This window comes from Pseudomonas sp. GW101-3H06, from assembly GCF_059424605.1.
In genome coordinates this window covers 1,583,611-1,601,848 of record NZ_JBWKZO010000001.1, presented here as the reverse complement: position 1 = coordinate 1,601,848, position 18,238 = coordinate 1,583,611, and the positions used below count along the sequence as shown (strand labels likewise).

General features: G+C 60.4%; 19 protein-coding genes. 13 read left to right on the top strand and 6 right to left on the bottom strand.

Annotated features, from left to right (window positions below; all coding sequences use genetic code 11):
• Positions 1 to 22 precede the first annotated feature (22 nt).
• Positions 23 to 2,167 (bottom strand): ATP-dependent DNA helicase DinG, encoded by a 2,145-nt coding sequence (gene dinG, locus AC07ZE_RS07255; RefSeq protein WP_207262809.1) that lies wholly within the window; start codon positions 2,165 to 2,167, stop codon positions 23 to 25.
• A gap of 99 nt (positions 2,168 to 2,266) precedes the next feature.
• Between dinG and AC07ZE_RS07250 the strand changes: the two genes are divergently transcribed.
• Positions 2,267 to 2,731, top strand: a complete 465-nt coding sequence (locus AC07ZE_RS07250) for a CopD family protein (protein WP_207262806.1) — start codon at positions 2,267 to 2,269, stop codon at positions 2,729 to 2,731.
• 61 nt (positions 2,732 to 2,792) lie between these two features.
• Here AC07ZE_RS07250 and AC07ZE_RS07245 read toward each other — a convergent pair whose 3' ends face one another.
• From AC07ZE_RS07245 to AC07ZE_RS07230, 4 genes are all read right to left on the bottom strand, one after another.
• On the bottom strand, positions 2,793 to 3,551 hold the full coding sequence (locus tag AC07ZE_RS07245; RefSeq protein ID WP_207262804.1) for a collagen-like protein: 759 nt from the start codon (positions 3,549 to 3,551) through the stop codon (positions 2,793 to 2,795).
• Positions 3,544 to 3,822 (bottom strand): DUF1145 domain-containing protein, encoded by a 279-nt coding sequence (locus tag AC07ZE_RS07240; protein ID WP_207262803.1) that lies wholly within the window; start codon positions 3,820 to 3,822, stop codon positions 3,544 to 3,546. Before AC07ZE_RS07240 ends, AC07ZE_RS07245 begins: the two co-directional genes overlap by 8 nt.
• A 147-nt stretch (positions 3,823 to 3,969) precedes the next feature.
• Entirely contained in the window at positions 3,970 to 4,683 is a 714-nt protein-coding gene (locus AC07ZE_RS07235; protein WP_207262801.1) for a PA1041 family peptidoglycan-binding anchor lipoprotein, read from the bottom strand.
• A gap of 89 nt (positions 4,684 to 4,772) precedes the next feature.
• Positions 4,773 to 5,468, bottom strand: a complete 696-nt coding sequence (locus tag AC07ZE_RS07230) for a PA1041 family peptidoglycan-binding anchor lipoprotein (protein ID WP_095195372.1) — start codon at positions 5,466 to 5,468, stop codon at positions 4,773 to 4,775.
• Positions 5,469 to 5,658: 190 nt separating this feature from the next.
• Between AC07ZE_RS07230 and AC07ZE_RS07225 the strand changes: the two genes are divergently transcribed.
• From AC07ZE_RS07225 to AC07ZE_RS07210, 4 genes are all read left to right on the top strand, one after another.
• Positions 5,659 to 6,156, top strand: a complete 498-nt coding sequence (locus AC07ZE_RS07225; protein ID WP_207262799.1) for a DUF6231 family protein — start codon at positions 5,659 to 5,661, stop codon at positions 6,154 to 6,156.
• 4 nt (positions 6,157 to 6,160) lie between these two features.
• A complete protein-coding gene (locus AC07ZE_RS07220; RefSeq protein ID WP_207262797.1) occupies positions 6,161 to 6,637 on the top strand; it encodes a YchJ family protein in 477 nt (158 codons plus the stop codon).
• Positions 6,638 to 6,751: 114 nt separating this feature from the next.
• Entirely contained in the window at positions 6,752 to 7,246 is a 495-nt protein-coding gene (locus tag AC07ZE_RS07215; RefSeq protein WP_207262795.1) for an LEA/WHy family protein, read from the top strand.
• Positions 7,243 to 7,443 carry an SEC-C metal-binding domain-containing protein gene (locus AC07ZE_RS07210; RefSeq protein ID WP_034146774.1) on the top strand — a complete coding sequence of 67 codons (201 nt, stop codon included), beginning with the start codon at positions 7,243 to 7,245 and terminating at the stop codon, positions 7,441 to 7,443. The genes AC07ZE_RS07215 and AC07ZE_RS07210 overlap by 4 nt, the downstream gene beginning before the upstream one ends.
• A 126-nt stretch (positions 7,444 to 7,569) precedes the next feature.
• Here the strand turns inward: AC07ZE_RS07210 and AC07ZE_RS07205 are convergent, their stop codons facing one another.
• A complete protein-coding gene (locus AC07ZE_RS07205) occupies positions 7,570 to 8,127 on the bottom strand; it encodes a cysteine hydrolase family protein (RefSeq protein ID WP_207262793.1) in 558 nt (185 codons plus the stop codon).
• Positions 8,128 to 8,318: 191 nt separating this feature from the next.
• On the opposite strand from AC07ZE_RS07205, the gene AC07ZE_RS07200 reads away from it, so the two are divergent.
• The 8 genes from AC07ZE_RS07200 (at position 8,319) to AC07ZE_RS07165 (ending at position 18,098) form a co-directional block, all read left to right on the top strand.
• Entirely contained in the window at positions 8,319 to 10,769 is a 2,451-nt protein-coding gene (locus tag AC07ZE_RS07200) for a penicillin acylase family protein (RefSeq protein ID WP_207262791.1), read from the top strand.
• Positions 10,770 to 10,965: 196 nt separating this feature from the next.
• On the top strand, positions 10,966 to 12,000 hold the full coding sequence (locus AC07ZE_RS07195) for a ligase-associated DNA damage response exonuclease (RefSeq protein ID WP_207262789.1): 1,035 nt from the start codon (positions 10,966 to 10,968) through the stop codon (positions 11,998 to 12,000).
• On the top strand, positions 11,997 to 13,685 hold the full coding sequence (locus AC07ZE_RS07190; RefSeq protein WP_207262787.1) for an ATP-dependent DNA ligase: 1,689 nt from the start codon (positions 11,997 to 11,999) through the stop codon (positions 13,683 to 13,685). The genes AC07ZE_RS07195 and AC07ZE_RS07190 overlap by 4 nt, the downstream gene beginning before the upstream one ends.
• Positions 13,686 to 13,898: 213 nt before the next feature.
• Positions 13,899 to 14,681, top strand: a complete 783-nt coding sequence (locus tag AC07ZE_RS07185) for a transporter substrate-binding domain-containing protein (RefSeq protein ID WP_207262785.1) — start codon at positions 13,899 to 13,901, stop codon at positions 14,679 to 14,681.
• 56 nt (positions 14,682 to 14,737) lie between these two features.
• On the top strand, positions 14,738 to 15,466 hold the full coding sequence (locus AC07ZE_RS07180; RefSeq protein WP_207262783.1) for an ABC transporter permease: 729 nt from the start codon (positions 14,738 to 14,740) through the stop codon (positions 15,464 to 15,466).
• Positions 15,463 to 16,173 (top strand): ABC transporter permease, encoded by a 711-nt coding sequence (locus tag AC07ZE_RS07175; protein WP_207262781.1) that lies wholly within the window; start codon positions 15,463 to 15,465, stop codon positions 16,171 to 16,173. Before AC07ZE_RS07180 ends, AC07ZE_RS07175 begins: the two co-directional genes overlap by 4 nt.
• A 28-nt stretch (positions 16,174 to 16,201) precedes the next feature.
• Complete coding sequence (locus tag AC07ZE_RS07170; protein WP_207262779.1) at positions 16,202 to 17,320, top strand: succinylglutamate desuccinylase/aspartoacylase family protein; 1,119 nt, start codon at positions 16,202 to 16,204, stop codon at positions 17,318 to 17,320.
• Between the two features lie 13 nt (positions 17,321 to 17,333).
• Positions 17,334 to 18,098: an ABC transporter ATP-binding protein gene (locus AC07ZE_RS07165; protein WP_207262777.1), complete on the top strand. Its 765-nt coding sequence runs from the start codon at positions 17,334 to 17,336 to the stop codon at positions 18,096 to 18,098.
• The last annotated feature ends 140 nt before the right edge of the window (positions 18,099 to 18,238 follow it).

The following is an 18,238-nucleotide window of genomic DNA, read 5'->3' as shown; positions in this document are numbered from 1 at the left end:
GGCAGAATTGCCCACCGGCGTATCAGGAAATTTCACGACGGAAAGGAGGCAGCGCATTGAGGATCGCCTTGCCGTAGCGCTGGGTGACCAGGCGTCGGTCGAGCAAGGTGATGGTGCCGCGATCTTCTTCGGTTCGCAGCAAGCGCCCGCAGGCCTGGACCAGCTTCAGCGAGGCGTCCGGCACGGAGATTTCCATGAACGGATTGCCACCGCGCGCCTCGATCCACTCGGCCAGCGCCGCTTCGACCGGATCATCGGGCACCGAGAACGGAATCTTGGCGATTACCACGTGTTCGCAATACGCACCGGGCAAGTCGACCCCTTCGGCGAAACTCGCCAGGCCGAACAGTACGCTCGAATCCCCGCCATCGACCCGCGCCTTGTGCTTGTTCAGGGTTTCCTGTTTCGACAGGTTGCCCTGGATGAACACCTGCTTGCGCCAGTCGCGATCGAGACCGTCGAACACGTCCTGCATCTGTTTACGCGAAGAGAACAGCACCAGCGTGCCTCGTGAGCCTTCGACCAGTTCCGGCAGATCACGGATGATCGCCGCGGTATGCGCGGCCGCATCCCGGGGATCGGCATTGAGGTTCGGCACCCGCAACACACCGGCGTCGGCGTGATGGAACGGGCTCGGCACCACGGCGGTCACGGCTTTTTTCGGCAGGCCGGCGCGCATGCGGAAGCGGTCGAAGGTGCCGAGTGCGGTCAATGTCGCGGAGGTCACCAATGCGCCGTAGGCCACGTTCCACAAATTGCGCCGAAGCATTTCCGCCGCCAGGATGGGACTTGCATTGACCTCGATATCGAACAGCGAACCGCTTTCCGCCAGGGTCAGCCAGCGCGCCATGGGCGGGTTGTCTTCCGGGTCTTCGACGGTGAACGCGGTCCACAACTCCCAGTTGCCCGAAGAACGGGACAGCAGGCTGCCGAACAGCGGATACCACTCCTCGGCCTGATTGCTGGCGATGCCGATATTGACTTCGCCGTCCATGCCTTCCTTGAGCAAATCGGTGAGGCGGGTGAACAGGTCGGTCAGGCGGGCAAAGCCTTTCTTCAGTTCGATGCCCATCTCGCGCATGTGCTCGGGGATCACCCCGCCGACGAATCGATGACGCGGCCGCTCGCGCCCCTCGACGTCTTCGCCGGGCTTGAAATCAGCGATCTGCTCGCAAGCGGTGAACATGAACTGCTGCTGAGTCTTGATCTCACGCGCCAGCTCCGGCACCTGCTCGATCAGCTTGCCCAAGTCCCCCGGCAGCGGGTGCTGGGCCAACAGTTTGGTGAGGTTCTTGGCGGTGGTTTCCAGCCAGTCGGCGGTGGAGCGCAGGCGCGTGTAATGGGCGAAGTGGCCGATGGCCTTGTCCGGCAGGTGATGGCCTTCGTCGAACACATAGAGGGTGTCGCGCGGGTCCGGCAGCACCGCACCGCCACCCAACGCCAGGTCGGCCAGCACCATGTCGTGGTTGGTGACGATGACGTCGACCTTGCCCATCCCTTCGCGGGCCTTGTAGAAGGCGCACTGGCCGAAGTTAGGGCAATGGCGGTTGGTGCACTGGCTGTGATCGGTGGTCAGGCGCGCCCAGTCGGCATCTTCCAGGGCGGTGGACCAACTGTCGCGGTCACCGTCCCATTTATTACCGGCCAGCTTCTCGATCATGCTGGTGAACAGCTTCTGGCTGGCCTCATCCACCTCGATCTTGAAGCCTTCCTCTTCGAACAGCTGCGCCGTGGCAGTTTGCGCGTGACCTTCCTGAAGCAGCATGTCGAGCTTGGACAGGCACATGTAGCGCCCGCGCCCCTTGGCCAGGGCGAAACTGAAGTTCAGACCGCTGTTGCGCATCAGGTCGGGCAGATCCTTGTAGACGATCTGTTCTTGCAAGGCGACGGTGGCCGTGGCGATCACCAGGCGTTTGCCGGCGGCCTTGGCGGTGGGAATGGCCGCCAGACTGTAGGCCACGGTCTTGCCCGTACCGGTGCCGGCTTCCACCGCGACAATCGCGGGTTCGCCACTGCGCCGGCCTTCGTCGTCGGTGTCGATGTCACCGAGAACCTTGGCGACTTCAGCGATCATCAGGCGTTGGCCGTAGCGCGGCTTGAGGCTCTTGGCTTCGAGAAAACGCGAATAAGCGCCCTGGATCGTGGTTTTGAGTTCAGTGCTGATCATGGATTGTCGGGCGCAAAAAACGCTGGATAAATTTTCAGTAGTTCGGATCGACCGCTATCATACCCCGCTAATTAATCCCGCGCAGAACGGAGTACCCGAATGACCGCTTTTAGCCTTCTTTATAGCCTGCATGTCCTCGCCGCGCTGGTGTGGGTGGGCGGGATGTTTTTCGCCTGGATGGTCTTGCGTCCCGCGGCGTTCAAGGCGCTGGAGGGTCCCGCCAGGTTGAAGCTGTGGCTGGAAGTGTTTCAAGGTTTTTTTCGCTGGGTCTGGGTGGCGGTGGTGCTGTTGCCCGTCAGCGGTGTGGGCCTGCTGAATCTGCACTTCAACGGTTTTGAACTGGCCCCGCGTTATGTGCAGGTGATGATGGGGTTGTACGTGGTGATGACGGCACTGTTCATCCGGATTCAGGCATTGATGCTGCCGGAGTTGCGCGCTGCCGTGGAGGCGCAGGATTGGCCGGTTGGGGCGGCGGTGTTGGGGAGGATTCGTCGGGTCGTGGGGATTAATCTGATTGTGGGGTTGATTGTGGTGGCGATTGCAGCGGCACGGCCCATGCTCTAAAGCCGGCCTGCCCTTTTGTGGCGAGGGGATTTATCCCTCGCCACAAAGGTTACTGGTGTTCTTATAACCGCTGCACCGTCACCGACCCCGCCGCTCCCGCAGGCCCCGGTTGCCCGTCAGCCCCAGGCTTGCCACTCTTGCCGCCATCGGCTTTATAGATAACGCAGCCCTTGGCCTTGCCGCCTGCACCCGGCTTGCCACCAGGTCCGGCCAGACCACCGGCACCGCCAGCCACCTGGACTTTGATCAGGTCCGCCGGGTAATCGCGTGGCACTGCCAGTTTGACCAACGCACCCGGCGCTCCTGGCTGACCGTCACTGCCGTCGCTGCCGTCAGCACCGCGACCCGCCTGACCCCAGGCACAACCCGGCGCCTGGCCATTGGCCCCGTCGAGTCCGACGAACCCAGGCGCACCCGCACCACCGCGAGCATCCACCAACAACTGCGGCGCATCCAGAGCCTTTATCTGCAGATTCAGATTGCGTCCTGAACGGGCAGCCTTCTGATAAGTGCCTGGCGCACCACGAGCGGTGATCTGGCTGCCCTCGGACAACTGGGCACGGCTGACCTTCAGCTCCAGCGCCTGTTCACTGGGCACGATCGCGATCCGCGCATCACGCCCAAGGCGCAGTTCACCGACGGTGACTTCGGTCACGTTGGAGGGAATCAGCAATGTGCCGTAGTCGGCCACTTCCAGGCGTTCCAGCTGCAAGGTGCTGGTGGTGTTGGGCAGGCGCATCAGCGAGTTGGTTTCGACGCTCACCACTTGGGCGCAGGCCAATGGGCTGATGAGTGCGGCGAGCAGACAGAGTTTACGCATGGGAAGCCTTAGGTGCGGTGGGAGCGGGAAGGGTTTGCAGGTGAAAAACGCCGAAAATGATGATCTTCAGCCGATCGCGCCACGGGTGAGCACGCCCCCTGAGACTGCGATAGCACAACAGCGCTTCAAGCAGATGGAGAGTCGCCAACAGGCCGCCGGCCAGGTTGACCAGCAAGTGCAGCGGATGGGTAAACGGCGTGAGCAGATTGACCAGCACCACCAACCAGAACAGCAGGGTCAATAGCTTCCCCAGCCCCCATAGCACCTTCATACCGCCCCCGATGAGAATTATTCTTTGCGCGCACAGTAACGGCTTCCACGCGGGATAAGCCAGAGGGCAAACGAAAATTCTTCATGAAGGCCGCCGAATGGCCGTCGCAGTGATGTGTTTTTTCATCCGACGGCTCTATTTCGCGGCTCAGCGATTGATGTGCAACTCCACGCGACGGTTTTTCACACGGCCCTCTTCTGTTTCGTTATCGGCCACCGGCTGACTTTCACCCTGGCCTTCGCTGGTGAGCTTGCCCGGCGCCACGCCCTGGCTCAATAGATACTGGGCAACGCTGCTGGCACGTCGTTCCGAAAGGGCCTGATTGTAGGCATCGGCCCCGACGCTATCGGTATGCCCCACCACCTTGATACTCACCACGTCGGCGTCCAGCAGTTTGCTCATGATCGAATCGAGCTGGCTCTGTGCGTAGGGGGTCAGGTCGGATTGGTTGAAGCCAAAAAACACGTCATTGCTCAACGTGATGACTTCAGGCTGTGCCGGCTCCGCTGGTTTCTCGCTGGCCGGGTATTGCGGCAGCGGGCAACCGTGATGTTCTACAGGGGTATTGGCCGGGGTGTCAGGGCAGCGATCGCGTCGATCGAAAACACCATCGTCATCTTCATCGCCGTCCTGGGCATAACAGATCAAACCACCGCTCAAGATACCGAGCGCCGCTCCACCGGCCGCCCAACCGCTACTTCCAATAGCGCCCAGGCCTCCGCCGACCAGCCCGCCAATGACGCTGCAGATCGGCCAGGTACGTTGATTGAGGGGGGCGGTGCCATCACTGTGAGTAGCGCAACCGGTCAACAGGCTGCCAAGCAGCAGAACCAGCAAGACGGTCCGTGTGAGTTTGGTCATTTTGAAAGCTCCTGTGTCACCGGCCAATGCCGGTCACACAGGAGTAAAGACCCGCATCCGCGACTGCACAAGCCGCGGATGCGAGGGACCTAACGCTCGATTTTGATTTCCGTGCGACGGTTCTGTGCACGGCCGTCGGCGGTTTTGTTATCGGCAACTGGCTGACTTTCACCGGCACCGGCAACCGACACGAAGTTGCTGCGCGGCACGCCTTGCTCGATGAGGTACTCAACCACCGAGTGCGCGCGCTTATCCGACAGTTTCTGGTTATAGGTATCGCTGCCCACGCTGTCGGTATGGCCAGTAACAGTCAACCGGGCTGTAGGGGCCTCCGCTTTCAAGCGAGTGGCGATCTTGTCGAGTACCAGTTTGTCAGACGGAGTGAGTGTGGCTTTGTCGAACTGGAAGTGAACATCGCGGATGACGATGGTTTCTTCCTTGACTACGACGACCTCTTCAACCACTGGAGCTGGAACTGGTGGAGGGCAACCATCGGCATCGACCTTCACGCCTCGAGGCGTGCCTGGGCACTTGTCGCGGCTATCCGGCACACCATCGCCGTCTTCGTCGCCATCACCGTGAACCCAGCAGTAGGCCGCCGCGGTACCGCCGACCACCAATGCTCCCCAACCAGCCCATGACGAACTTTCGATCGCACCAAGGCCCGCACCCGCCACACCACCAACCGCCGCACAGATCGGCCAGTCGGTTTTCTGCAAACCTGCACAACCAGTCAACACACTGGTTAGCAGAACCAGGGGTAACGCTGTCCGAACTATGCTCATCTAGTTTTCTCCTGAAGGATCGGCTTAGAACCGATTCAGGGAGTAAAGACCGGAGTTTAAAACTCCGCCAGCAATAGGCCATTGCTGTTTTGTCCCGTATTCACGGGGGAACGTCACTTTTACGGCAAACCCGCTCTAGGCTCGAACTGGCGGGCAGGCTAGTCTTGGCAGATCTGAGTGAGGATCTTCGATGATTGCAGGTATTTCTTCGCGCACGCCCCAACAGGCGCTGGCCGCTTTGCTGGATCGTTACGCCCCTTCGCGCCTGTTGTTGATTGGCGCCAGCGAGTTCCCCGCCCTTGAAGCCTTCAAGCTCGCGCACCCGGACAGCTGTGTGGCGCACGCGGCACCCGGGGTGTTGCCTGCCGAACTGGCTGCACGCCGGTTTGACCTGGCGCTGGTGGTCGACTGCCTCGAACACCTGCCCAAACGCGATGGTCTGAATTTGCTGGGCGGCATCCGCAACCTCAACGCTAGCCGTATCGCGGTACTGGCTGACTTGCCGGCCAGCGGCTGGCAGGAAACGGATTTTTTCTCCCTGGCCCTGCAAGCCAGTGAACGCTTCCAGCGCGACGATCAAGTACTGACCCTGTTCACCTATGATCTGCTTGATTACAAACAGGTGCCCGACTGGCTCAACTCGCGGTTCTGGGCCAATCCGGAAAATTTCGGGAAATATTGGTGGTAACGCAATGAGTACATCCATTTGCCCTTGCGGCAGCGGCACCCTGCTCGACGCCTGCTGCGGTCATTACCATGCCGGCCATCCGGCCCCTTGCGCCGAAGCCTTGATGCGTTCGCGCTACAGCGCCTACGTGCTTGGCCTGATCGATTATCTCGTGGCGACCACCCTGCCCGCCCAGCAGGCCGGGCTCGATCGGCAATCGATCAGTGACTGGAGCGCCCAAAGCACCTGGCTGGGCCTTGAGGTGGAAAGCTCCGAAGTACTCGGTGGCCAGCCGGAGCACGCTTTCGTCACTTTCACCGCACGCTGGCACGATGGCAGCGGTGAGCACAGTCATCGCGAACGCTCGTCGTTCGTACAGAACGCTGGCCGCTGGTACTTCATCGACCCCACCGTCCAACTCGACATCGGGCGCAACGACGCCTGCCCCTGCGCCAGCGGGCAAAAGTTCAAGAAGTGCTGTTCGGGGTATTTCGGCGGTTGAGGTGATGCGCAGCGTCCGGCAGCTCCTGCACAAGCTTTTAGTACACCTGCAGGGCCTGCCGAAGGCTGCGACCTTTTAACGACTAGACTGGGGATCAAGGAGGACAACACCACCATGATCACCCGGCGACTCACACACTATCTGCTCACCCTGACCTTTTGCCTGGGGCTCGGCGGCTGCGCGTCCTGGTTCAGCACCGATGAACCGGACCCCGAGGTGCATCTGGTCAAGGTTGAAGTGGTGCGAGCCAAGCTCATGGAACAGAAATTCGTGCTGCACTTTCGCATCGACAACCGTCGAGACAGCGACCTGACCGTGCGCGGCCTGGAGTATCGCATTCACCTGGCCGATATTCTGCTGGCCGAAGGCGAACATGAACACTGGATCACCGTCGGCCCCAAGGCCAGTCGTTTCTATAAGGTACCGATCCGCACCAACCTGTGGCCCAAGGTCAAAGACCTGGTCAAACAACTGAAAAGTCCCGAGCAGGCCATTCCCTATCGTCTGGAAGGTGAGATGGAAACCGGTTTATTCATCGCCCACTACGTGCACCTGACGCGTAATGGCGTAATAATCCCCGCCGATCTAATTCCGGAGCAACCCCGATGACCCAGCAACCCCATGTCCATGGCCCTGACTGCAACCACGATCATGATCACCATGATCACGACCATGGCCATGTCCACGGCCCGAACTGCGGCCACGCCCACCAGGAACCGGTGCGCAATGCCCTGAAAGATGTCGGCCGCAACGACCCTTGCCCATGCGGCAACGGCAAGAAATTCAAGAAGTGCCACGGCGCTTGATGCTTCGGGCGAAGAACTTCTTCGCCTGTTGAATCGCTTTCGCGAGCGAGCCCGCTCCCACATTGGTTTTGTGTACGACACGGATCTAATCTGGGGGCGGGCTTGCTCGCGAAGGGGCCATGAAACTCACGCTCGATTCAGAATCTGCGCAGTGCTGACCACGGTCGCATACTCCCCATGCAAATTCCCCAGCGACATCCCATGCACTTCCTCGGCTGACCGGGCATTACCGAAGTAATCGGCCTTGTCGAAGGTAAAACACGCGTCCTCCACCACCCACGTATCAAACCCCAGATTGCCCGCCGTTCGAGCCGTGGATTCCACTGAGTTGTGGGTCGCCACGCCCACGATGACCAACTGCCCGATCTTCGCTTCGCGCAACCCTGCCTCCAGTGCCGTCGAACAAAACGCATCCGGCACCTGCTTCTGAATCAGTTGCTCGCCAGGCAATGGCCGAAACCGCTCCTGAAACTCCACACCGGATTGCTGTGGCCAGAACACCGAATCTTCCGAGCGGGACAAGTGCTGCACGTGAACGATCGGACGCCCGCTGCGGCGCCAATGGTTCAACAGTTCCAGGATGCGCTCCTCGGCTTGAGGATTATTACGGCGACCGAGCCTGGGATGGAGAATGCCTTTCTGTTGATCGATGATGATCAGTGCTGCGTTTGTCTTGAGCTCCATGCCGACTTTTCTCACACTGATAAATTGAATTTTCGCACTTCACCATCACAATCCAGCGACAGGCAAGCCTGAAACGCAATCAGGATGACTTGGGCAAATCCTGAAATAAGATCTTCCCCCGCTTGCGCCGCCCCCTCCTGCTCACTAACGTAGCGACTTTATTGCGCTACCACCCCCGCAGGAGCTTTGCCATGGCCTCGCCAGCCCTTACACATTTTCTACCCCGGTTCGGCGTTGCCGCAGCAGTGGCGGGGGTTTTGAGCCTGACCGGCTGTCAGAGCTTCAATGCCCAGGACACCCTGCCGCCCACTGTGGGTGTACAACCATTAAAGGGGCTGGCACAGAACGTTTCGGTACGCCGCAATGCCATGGGCATGCCGTTGATCGAAAGCAGCACGTTCCACGATGCGCTGTTTACCCTCGGTTACGTGCACGCCAGCGACCGCATCACGCAAATGGTCACCCTGCGTTTGCTGGCCCAGGGGCGCCTGGCCGAAATGCACGGTTCGGACCTGCTGGATGCCGACCGTTACATGCGTGCAGTCAATCTGAAAAAAAGCGCCGCAGAGCTCTACAAGGCGTCTTCGCCACGCCTCAAGCGCTTCTTTGAAGTATACGCCCGCGGGGTAAACGCTTACCTGTTCCGCTACCGCGACAAACTGCCGGCCGACCTCGCCGCCAGCGGTTACAAGCCTGAATACTGGAAGCCGGAAGATTCGGCGCTGATTTTCTGCCTGCTGAACTTCAGCCAGTCGGCCAACCTGCCCGAAGAGATTTCTACGCTGGTGCTGGCCCAAACGGTTACCACCGACAAGTTGCCGTGGCTGACGCCTTCAGCGCCTGACGAAAAACTGCCGTTGGCTGAAAGCGAAAAGCTGCAAGGTTTAAAGCTCAACGGACAAATACCGGGCCTGGTGGAGATCAGCAAAGCCACAGGACAACTCTCTGATCTGAATCTGCTGGGCGCCACTTCCTCGAACAACTGGGCCATTGCCCCGCAACGCAGCCGCAGCGGTAAAAGCCTGTTGGCCAGCGACAGTCATGGCCCGATGGGCGTACCGTCGCTGTTCAGCTACGTACAGATTCGCGCACCAAAGTACCAGGCCTCCGGCGTAACCATCGCCGGTTTGCCGATGGTGCTGGGCGGGTTCAACGGCAAAGTGGCGTGGAGCATGACCACGGTCATGGGCGACAACCAGGACCTGTTCCTGGAGAAAATCAAACGCCAGGGCAATGGCCTGACCTACGAATCCAACGGTAAATGGACGCCGGCGATCGTGCGCAACGAAACTTATTTCGTCAAAGGCCAGCGGCCGATTCGCGAAGCGGTGTACGAAACCCGCCACGGCCCGCTGCTCAACAGCGCCCAGGGTCTGGCCCAGGGCAGCGGTTTCGGCCTGGCCTTGCAGACGCCGAACTTCACCGACGACAAAACCCTTGACGCGTTTTTTGACCTGTCCCGTGCGCAGAACGTCGAAAAGGCCTCGGATGCCAGCCGCGAGATCCGCGCCATCGCCTTGAACCTGGTGTTTGCCGACGCCAGCAATATCGGTTGGCAGGTCACCGGCCGCTACCCGAACCGCCGCGAAGGCGAAGGCCTGCTGCCCTCGCCGGGCTGGGAAGGTCGCTACGATTGGGACGGTTACGCCGACCCGATGCTGCACCCCTACGACCAGGACCCGGCGCAAGGCTGGCTCGGCACCGCCAACCAGCGGGTCATTCCCCATGGCTATGGCATGCAGCTGTCCAATTCCTGGTCGGCGCCTGAACGTGGCGAGCGCCTCGCCGAACTGGCCGGCGCGGGTAAACATGACACCCGCAGCCTGATTGCCATGCAGTACGACCAGACCACCACGTTCGCCGCCAAACTGAAAAAGATGTTCGAAGCGCCAGGCATGGCTCAACCGCTCAAGCAGGCCATCGATGCGCTGCCGGTTGCCGATCGCGGCAAGGCGCGCGAAGCCTATACCCGGTTGATGGCGTTCGACGGCAAACTCAGCCCGACCTCTGCCGACGCGACAATCTACGAGCTGTTCCTGCAAGAAAGCACCAAACAAATCTTCCTCGACGAACTGGGGCCGCAAAGCAGCCCGGCGTGGAAAGCTTTCATCGCCAACGGCAAGTTGTCCTACGCCGCACAAGCCGATCACCTGCTGGGACGCGAGGACAGTCCATTCTGGGATGACGCACTCACCGCGCAGAAGGAAGACAAGCCAGCCATCCTCGCACGCAGCCTGGCCGCGGCGATCAGCGCCGGTGACAGTCAGTTGGGCGGCGATCACAAAGCCTGGCAATGGGGCAAACTGCACCGCTATGAATGGAAGAACAGCAGTGGCCAGACCGTGCGCGGTCCGCTGCCGGCCGGCGGCGATCACACCACGCTCAACACCGCCGCGTTCGCCTGGGGCCAGGACTTCAACACCACGCTGGTACCGGCCATGCGCATTATCGTCGACTTCGGCCAAGCCGAACCGCTGACGGGCCAACTCGCCACGGGCCAATCCGGCAACCCGGTCAGCCCGAACTACCTGAACAGCATCGACCCATGGCTCAAGGGGCAGTACATGAGCTTGCCGATGCAGCCGCAGAACTTTGACCGGGTATACGGAACCAAGCGATTGACCCTGACACCGGGCAAATAAATATTGCCGCTATCTTTATGGGAGCGAGCCTGCTCGCGAAGGCGCCATGCCAGTCAGGATTGCAGGTGGCTGATCCACCGCTTTCGCGAGCTGGCTCGCTCCCACATTGATTAGATGTTCATCCCCCAAAAATCGATAGAACTTCTCGCCCCGCGCGAACCTCATAGCTAACAAGTGCCTCCAGTTGGGTAACAACATGGAACTGGTTATCGCGCGTCCCGAAGGTTTGTACTGTCCCCCGGGGGATTTCTATATCGACCCGTGGCGCCCGGTCGAGCGATCGGTCATCACCCACGCCCATGGCGACCATGCGCGCAGCGGCAACCGGCATTATCTGGCGGCGGCGCCCGGCGAAGGGATCCTGCGCGCGCGCTTGGGACAGGACATCAACCTGCAAACGCTGCCCTATGGCCAACGCTTGCTGCACCACGGCGTCACCTTGAGCTTTCACCCCGCCGGCCACGTACTCGGCTCGGCCCAGGTACGCCTGGAATACGGCGGTGAAGTCTGGGTCGCTTCCGGTGATTACAAAATCGAACCCGACGGCACCTGCGCGCCGTTCGAGCCGGTGCGTTGCCACACGTTCATCACCGAATCGACCTTCGGCCTGCCGATCTATCGCTGGCAACCCCAGGCGCAGGTGTTCGCCCAAATCAATCAGTGGTGGCAAGCCAATGCTGACGAAGACAAGACCAGCGTGCTGTTCTGCTACGCCTTCGGCAAGGCCCAGCGCATTCTTCACGGCATCGACACCAGCCTCGGCCCGATCCTGACCCATGGTGCGGTTGAACCGCTGAACCGCGTTTATCGCGAGAACGGCGTCTACCTACCGCCGACGATCTATGCCGGCGACGTCAAAAAGAGTGACCCCATCATGCGCAAGGCGCTGGTCATCGCCCCGCCCTCAGCTGGCGGCAGTACCTGGATGCGCCGCTTCGGCGACTACAGCGACGGTTTCGCCAGCGGCTGGATGCGTTTGCGCGGTACCCGTCGGCGCCGCGGCGTGGACCGCGGTTTCGTGCTGTCCGATCACGCTGACTGGCCGGGCCTGCTTTGGGCCATCGAGCAGACCGGTGCCGAACGGGTGATGGTCACCCATGGTTCTGTCGCGGTGCTGGTGCGCCACCTGCGCGAACAAGGCCTCGATGCCCACAGCTTCAATACCGAGTACGGCGATGACGAAGAAGAACCTCAAATCGCTGAGCCCGAGCACGTCGAGGTACTGCCATGAGGGCTTTCGCCCAGTTGTATGCCGAACTCGATGCCACGACATCGAACAACGCCAAACTGGCGGCCATGCAACAGTACTTTTCTCAGGCCGCCCCGGAAGATGCCGCATGGGCTGTGTATTTTCTGTCCGGAGGACGGCCCAGGCAGTTGGTCCCGGTGCGCATCCTGCGGGAACTGGCGGTGGCGTATTCAGGCCTGTCGCCGTGGTTGTTCGAAGAGAGTTATCAGGCCGTGGGCGATCTGGCGGAAACCATATCGCTGGTGCTGCCCGAGGCGCCACACACGTCCACCGACGGGCTGGCGCTATGGATTGAAGACAAACTGCTGCCATTGCGCGGCGCATCTCCCGAGGTGCTGGCCGAACAACTGCCCAGCCTCTGGTCGCAACTGGACCGCGCCAGCCTGATGCTCTGCATCAAATTGATCACCGGCAGTTTCCGCGTCGGAGTCTCCAAGTTACTGGTAACCCGCGCACTCGCCTCCATGGCTCATCTGGACAGCAAACGCGTGGCTCAACGACTGGTGGGTTACACCGACCTGTCCAACCGTCCGAGCGCGGCCAGCTACTTGAAGTTGATCGCCACAGAATCAAGCGACGAGCATGCCCAGCGCGGTGGCCAGCCTTATCCGTTTTTTCTTGCCCATGCCATGGCGCAACCGGTCGAACAATTCGAAGCACTGCTCGGCCCGGCCAGCCATTGGCAAGTGGAATGGAAATGGGATGGCATCCGCGCCCAAGTGGTTAAGCGCGCCGGGCGACTGTGGATCTGGTCGCGGGGCGAAGAGTTGGTTACCGAGCGTTTTCCCGAACTGGAGAGCCTGGTCCACTGCCTGCCCGACGGTACGGTGATCGACGGGGAAATCGTGGCCTGGAAAGCCGAACACCCCGAAACCGAGGACGCGTTCAACCCTCAATCGCCGACATCGCCCGCCGTGCAACCTTTCGCCTTGCTGCAGCAACGGATCGGTCGCAAAACCCTGAGCAAACAAATCCTGAGCGATGTGCCAGTGGTCATCCTCGCCTACGACTTGCTGGAATGGGCCGGCGAGGATTGGCGCAACCAGCCGCAGACCCGGCGGCGCGCGCAACTGGAGCAAGTCATCGCCCACAGCAACCACCCGGTGTTGCTCGCTTCGCCGTTGCTCACCGGCGATGACTGGTTCGACCTCGCCCGGCAACGCGAAGCCTCTCGCCGACTGGGGGTCGAAGGCATGATGCTCAAGGCCCGCGATGCGCTCTATGGCGTTGGCCGGACCAAGGATGTGGGCGTCTGGTGGAAATGGAAAGTCGACCCGTTCAGCGTCGACGCAGTGCTCATTTATGCGCAACGCGGCCACGGACGCCGGGCCAGCCTATACAGCGATTACACCTTCGCCGTATGGGACGGCCCGCCCGACGCCAGCACCCGCGCACTGGTGCCGTTCGCCAAGGCTTATTCGGGGCTGACTGATGAAGAAATGCGCCAGGTCGACAATATAGTGCGCAAGACCACGGTGGAAAAATTCGGCCCGGTGATCAGCGTCAAACCGAGCCTGGTGTTTGAACTGGGGTTTGAGGGGATTGCCTTGTCCAAGCGGCACAAGAGCGGAATCGCGGTGAGGTTTCCGAGGATGTTGCGCTGGCGGCAGGACAAAACGGTTGAGGAAGCAGACAACCTGGCAACGTTGCAGAACTTGCTCGGCTAAACCGCCCCCCTGTGGCGATCTGATCCATATCAGTGCAGGCTTTCCACCGCGCCCGTTTTCGTGCACTAATCCCATCCGGCAATTTCCTGAAAACCTTTTAAACGCTTGTTCGGCACTCTGGTTCGGAAATTGCTACTTTCATTAGGTCTTACGCTTACCAGTAACAATAATTCTGCGCCACAAGCGCTCATATTGGTTCTTAGGGATTGAATAATGAAAAAAGCATTGCTGACCCTTTCTGCACTGGCATTGTGCGTAGCTGCTGGCTCTGCGCTGGCAAAGGAATACAAGGAATTGCGTTTCGGCGTTGACCCTTCCTACGCACCGTTCGAGTCGAAAGCGGCCGACGGTAGCCTGGTGGGCTTCGACATCGATCTGGGCAACGCAATCTGCGCCGAGCTGAAGGTCAAGTGCAAATGGGTCGAAAGCGATTTCGACGGCATGATTCCTGGCCTCAAGGCCAATAAATTCGACGGCGTTATCTCTTCGATGACCGTCACCCCGGCCCGCGAAAAAGTCATCGACTTCTCCAGCGAACTGTTCTCCGGCCCAACCGCCTACGTGTTCAAGAAAGGCTCTGGCCTGACCGCAGACGTCGCTTCGATGAAGGGCAAGACCGTAGGCTACGAGCAAGGCACCATCCAGGAAGCCTATGCCAAAGCCGTGCTGGACAAGGCGGGCGTGAAAACCCAGGCCTATCAGAACCAGGACCAGGTGTATTCCGACCTGACTTCCGGCCGCCTCGACGCCGCGATCCAGGACATGCTGCAAGCCGAACTGGGCTTCCTGAAGTCGCCGAAAGGCGAAGGCTATGAAGTCAGCCAACCGGTCGACAGCGAACTGCTGCCATCCAAGACGGCGATCGGTATTAAGAAAGGTAACACCGAGCTGAAAGCGCTTTTGGATAAAGGTATCAAAGCGTTACACGATGATGGCACCTATGCCACCATCCAGAAGAAACACTTTGGCGATCTGAATCTGTACAGCGGCAAATAATGCCCGGCGCCCATCTCGCGATGGGCGCTTTTTTCATCCGATCAGGTTGCTGATTTATGTTCGAAAACCTCCTGCAAAATCTGGGGCTCTCCGCCTTCAGCCTCCAGGGCTTCGGTCCGTTGCTGATGCAAGGCACCTGGATGACCATCAAATTATCGGCGATGTCGCTGCTGGTGGCCGTGTTGATCGGTCTGCTCGGCGCCAGTGCCAAACTGTCGAAAGTCAAATTGCTGCGCCTGCCTGCCCAGTGCTACACCACGCTGATTCGCGGGGTGCCGGATCTGGTGCTGATGCTGTTGATTTTCTACAGCCTGCAAACCTGGCTGACGTCGCTCACCGACTACATGGAATGGGAATACATCGAGATTGACCCGTTCAGCGCCGGCGTACTTACCCTGGGCTTCATTTATGGCGCGTACTTCACCGAAACCTTCCGAGGGGCCATCCTCTCAGTGCCTCGCGGCCAGGTCGAAGCCGCCACCGCCTATGGTCTCAAACGCGGCCAGCGGTTCCGCATCGTGGTGTTCCCGCAAATGATGCGCTTTGCCTTGCCGGGCATTGGCAACAACTGGATGGTCATGCTCAAGGCAACCGCGCTGGTATCGATCATTGGCCTGGCCGACCTGGTCAAGGCCGCCCAGGATGCGGGTAAAAGCAGCTATCAACTGTTCTACTTCCTGGTACTCGCCGCCCTGATCTACCTGGTGATCACCAGTGCCTCCAACATCATTCTGCGCTGGCTCGAACGCCGCTACGCTGCCGGTACACGGGAGGCCGTACGATGATCGAACTCCTGCAGGAATACTGGAGAGCGTTCCTTTACACCGACGGTCAGAACATCACCGGCCTGGCCATGACCCTGTGGCTGCTGAGCGCTTCGATTTTCATCGGCTTCATCGTGTCGATTCCGTTGTCCATCGCCCGGGTTTCACCGAACTTCCTGATTCGCTGGCCGGTGCAGTTCTACACTTACCTGTTCCGTGGCACGCCGCTGTATATCCAGCTGCTGATCTGCTACACCGGGATCTACAGCCTGGCCTGGGTGCGCGAGCAACCGCTGCTCGACAGCTTTTTCCGCGATGCGATGAATTGCACCATCCTGGCCTTCGCCCTGAACACCTGCGCCTACACCACGGAGATTTTCGCCGGGGCGATCCGCAGCATGGCCCACGGCGAAGTCGAAGCGGCCAAAGCCTACGGCCTGACCGGCTGGAAGTTGTATGCCTACGTGATCATGCCTTCGGCCCTGCGTCGCTCGTTGCCGTATTACAGCAACGAAGTGATTCTGATGCTGCACTCGACCACCGTGGCGTTCACCGCGACCATCCCTGATGTGCTGAAGGTCGCGCGGGATGCCAACTCGGCAACCTTCCTGACCTTCCAGTCGTTCGGCATCGCCGCGCTGATCTACCTGACCGTCACCTTTGCGCTGGTCGGCCTCTTCCGTCTTGCCGAACGCCGATGGCTGGCCTTTCTCGGGCCGACCCACTAGGGTTTAACACTGCTTCAGGAAACAAGAGATGCGCCACCAGATCCATGACCTGCAGTCCCCCCTGCCGGGGACCGCACGCCAGATCCACAGCTTCCACTTCGGTCCGACCTCGGCCCGAGGCAAGATCTACATCCAGTCGTCCCTGCACGCCGATGAAATGCCCGGCATGCTGGTGGCCTGGCACCTCAAGCAGCGCCTGGCGGAGCTGGAAACCGCCGGCTGCCTGCACAGCGAAATTGTCCTGGTGCCGGTCGCCAACCCGGTCGGCCTGGAACAAGTGCTGATGGATGTGCCGCTGGGCCGCTACGAGCTGGAAAGCGGGCAGAACTTCAACCGCTGGTTCGTCGACTTGAGCGAAGAGGTCGGTAACGACATCGAAGGCCAACTCGGCGAAAATCCGCAACGCAACCTCCATCTGATCCGCAACAGCCTGCGTCAAGCATTGGCTCGCCAGACCGCCAGCACCCAGTTGCAATCCCAGCGCCTGACCCTCCAGCGGCTGGCCTGCGATGCCGACATGGTGCTGGACCTGCATTGCGATTTCGAAGCGGTCGCGCACTTGTACACCACGCCCGAAGCCTGGCCGCAGGTCGAGCCGCTGGCGCGCTACATCGGTTCCGAAGCCAGCCTGCTGGCCACCGATTCCGGCGGTCAGTCGTTCGACGAATGCTTCACCCTGCTCTGGTGGCAATTGAAGGAGCGCTTCGGCGAGCACTTCGATATTCCGCTGGGCAGTTTTTCGGTCACCGTCGAACTGCGTGGCCAGGGCGACGTCAATCACCCATTGGCCAGCCTCGACTGCCAGGCGATCATCGACTACCTGATTCACTTCGGTGCGATTGCCGGCGAACCGGCGCCCCTGCCCGACCTGCCCTACCCGGCCACGCCGCTGGCCGGTGTCGAACCTGTGGCCACGCCGGCCGGCGGTCTGCTGGTGTTCACCGCACTGCCGGGGGAATACCTGGAAGCCGGGCAACTGATCGCCGAAATCATCGACCCGATCTCCGACCGTGTCACACCGGTCCATTGCACCGCCGCCGGGTTGATGTATGCCCGTTCGCTGCGCCGCATGGCCACCGCCGGCATGGTGATCGCCCACGTGGCGGGCGCCGAAGCCTATCGCAGCGGCTACCTACTTTCGCCTTGAGGATGCTTGTTCCATGTACAAACTGACCATTGAAGGCCTGCATAAAAGCTATGGCGATCATGAGGTGCTCAAAGGCGTTTCGCTCAAGGCCAAAACCGGCGACGTCATCAGCCTGATCGGCGCCAGCGGCTCGGGCAAAAGTACCTTTCTGCGTTGCATCAACTTTCTCGAACAGCCCAACGACGGTGCCATGAGCCTCGACGGCCAGGCGATCCGCATGGCCAAGGATCGCCATGGCATGCATGTCGCCGATCCCGACGAGCTGCAACGGATCCGCACCCGTCTGGCCATGGTGTTCCAGCACTTCAACCTGTGGAGCCACATGACCGTGCTGGAAAACATCACCATGGCCCCGCGCCGGGTGTTGGGCTGCAGCAAGCAGGAAGCCGAAGACCGTGCCCGTCGCTATCTGGACAAGGTCGGGTTGCCGGCACGGGTGGCCGATCAGTACCCGGCGTTCCTCTCCGGCGGTCAGCAGCAACGCGTGGCGATTGCCCGGGCGTTGGCCATGGAACCGGAAGTCATGCTGTTCGACGAACCGACCTCGGCGCTCGACCCGGAGCTGGTGGGCGAAGTGCTCAAGGTGATCCAGGGCCTGGCAGAAGAAGGCCGGACCATGATCATGGTCACCCACGAAATGAGCTTTGCACGCAAAGTATCGAGCCAGGTGCTGTTTCTGCACCAAGGCCTGGTGGAAGAAGAAGGCGCACCGGAAGACGTGCTGGGCAATCCGAAGAGCGAACGCTTGAAGCAATTCCTGAGCGGTAACCTCAAGTAAACATCAACCCTGAGGGAGCGGGCTTGCTCGCGAAGGCGGTTTAACATTCAACATTTCCGTTGTTTGACACACCGTTTTCGCGAGCAAGCCCGCTCCCACATAAAGCAAAGCAGCGCCGGTCTTTCGTTCATCGCGAGCAG

Coding starts and splice junctions, on each gene's coding strand:
- dinG (WP_207262809.1), bottom strand. CDS start 2,167: ATGATCAGCACTGAACTCAAAACCACGATCCAGGGCGCTTATTCGCGT.
- AC07ZE_RS07250 (WP_207262806.1), top strand. CDS start 2,267: ATGACCGCTTTTAGCCTTCTTTATAGCCTGCATGTCCTCGCCGCGCTG.
- AC07ZE_RS07245 (WP_207262804.1), bottom strand. CDS start 3,551: ATGCGTAAACTCTGTCTGCTCGCCGCACTCATCAGCCCATTGGCCTGC.
- AC07ZE_RS07240 (WP_207262803.1), bottom strand. CDS start 3,822: ATGAAGGTGCTATGGGGGCTGGGGAAGCTATTGACCCTGCTGTTCTGG.
- AC07ZE_RS07235 (WP_207262801.1), bottom strand. CDS start 4,683: ATGACCAAACTCACACGGACCGTCTTGCTGGTTCTGCTGCTTGGCAGC.
- AC07ZE_RS07230 (WP_095195372.1), bottom strand. CDS start 5,468: ATGAGCATAGTTCGGACAGCGTTACCCCTGGTTCTGCTAACCAGTGTG.
- AC07ZE_RS07225 (WP_207262799.1), top strand. CDS start 5,659: ATGATTGCAGGTATTTCTTCGCGCACGCCCCAACAGGCGCTGGCCGCT.
- AC07ZE_RS07220 (WP_207262797.1), top strand. CDS start 6,161: ATGAGTACATCCATTTGCCCTTGCGGCAGCGGCACCCTGCTCGACGCC.
- AC07ZE_RS07215 (WP_207262795.1), top strand. CDS start 6,752: ATGATCACCCGGCGACTCACACACTATCTGCTCACCCTGACCTTTTGC.
- AC07ZE_RS07210 (WP_034146774.1), top strand. CDS start 7,243: ATGACCCAGCAACCCCATGTCCATGGCCCTGACTGCAACCACGATCAT.
- AC07ZE_RS07205 (WP_207262793.1), bottom strand. CDS start 8,127: ATGGAGCTCAAGACAAACGCAGCACTGATCATCATCGATCAACAGAAA.
- AC07ZE_RS07200 (WP_207262791.1), top strand. CDS start 8,319: ATGGCCTCGCCAGCCCTTACACATTTTCTACCCCGGTTCGGCGTTGCC.
- AC07ZE_RS07195 (WP_207262789.1), top strand. CDS start 10,966: ATGGAACTGGTTATCGCGCGTCCCGAAGGTTTGTACTGTCCCCCGGGG.
- AC07ZE_RS07190 (WP_207262787.1), top strand. CDS start 11,997: ATGAGGGCTTTCGCCCAGTTGTATGCCGAACTCGATGCCACGACATCG.
- AC07ZE_RS07185 (WP_207262785.1), top strand. CDS start 13,899: ATGAAAAAAGCATTGCTGACCCTTTCTGCACTGGCATTGTGCGTAGCT.
- AC07ZE_RS07180 (WP_207262783.1), top strand. CDS start 14,738: ATGTTCGAAAACCTCCTGCAAAATCTGGGGCTCTCCGCCTTCAGCCTC.
- AC07ZE_RS07175 (WP_207262781.1), top strand. CDS start 15,463: ATGATCGAACTCCTGCAGGAATACTGGAGAGCGTTCCTTTACACCGAC.
- AC07ZE_RS07170 (WP_207262779.1), top strand. CDS start 16,202: ATGCGCCACCAGATCCATGACCTGCAGTCCCCCCTGCCGGGGACCGCA.
- AC07ZE_RS07165 (WP_207262777.1), top strand. CDS start 17,334: ATGTACAAACTGACCATTGAAGGCCTGCATAAAAGCTATGGCGATCAT.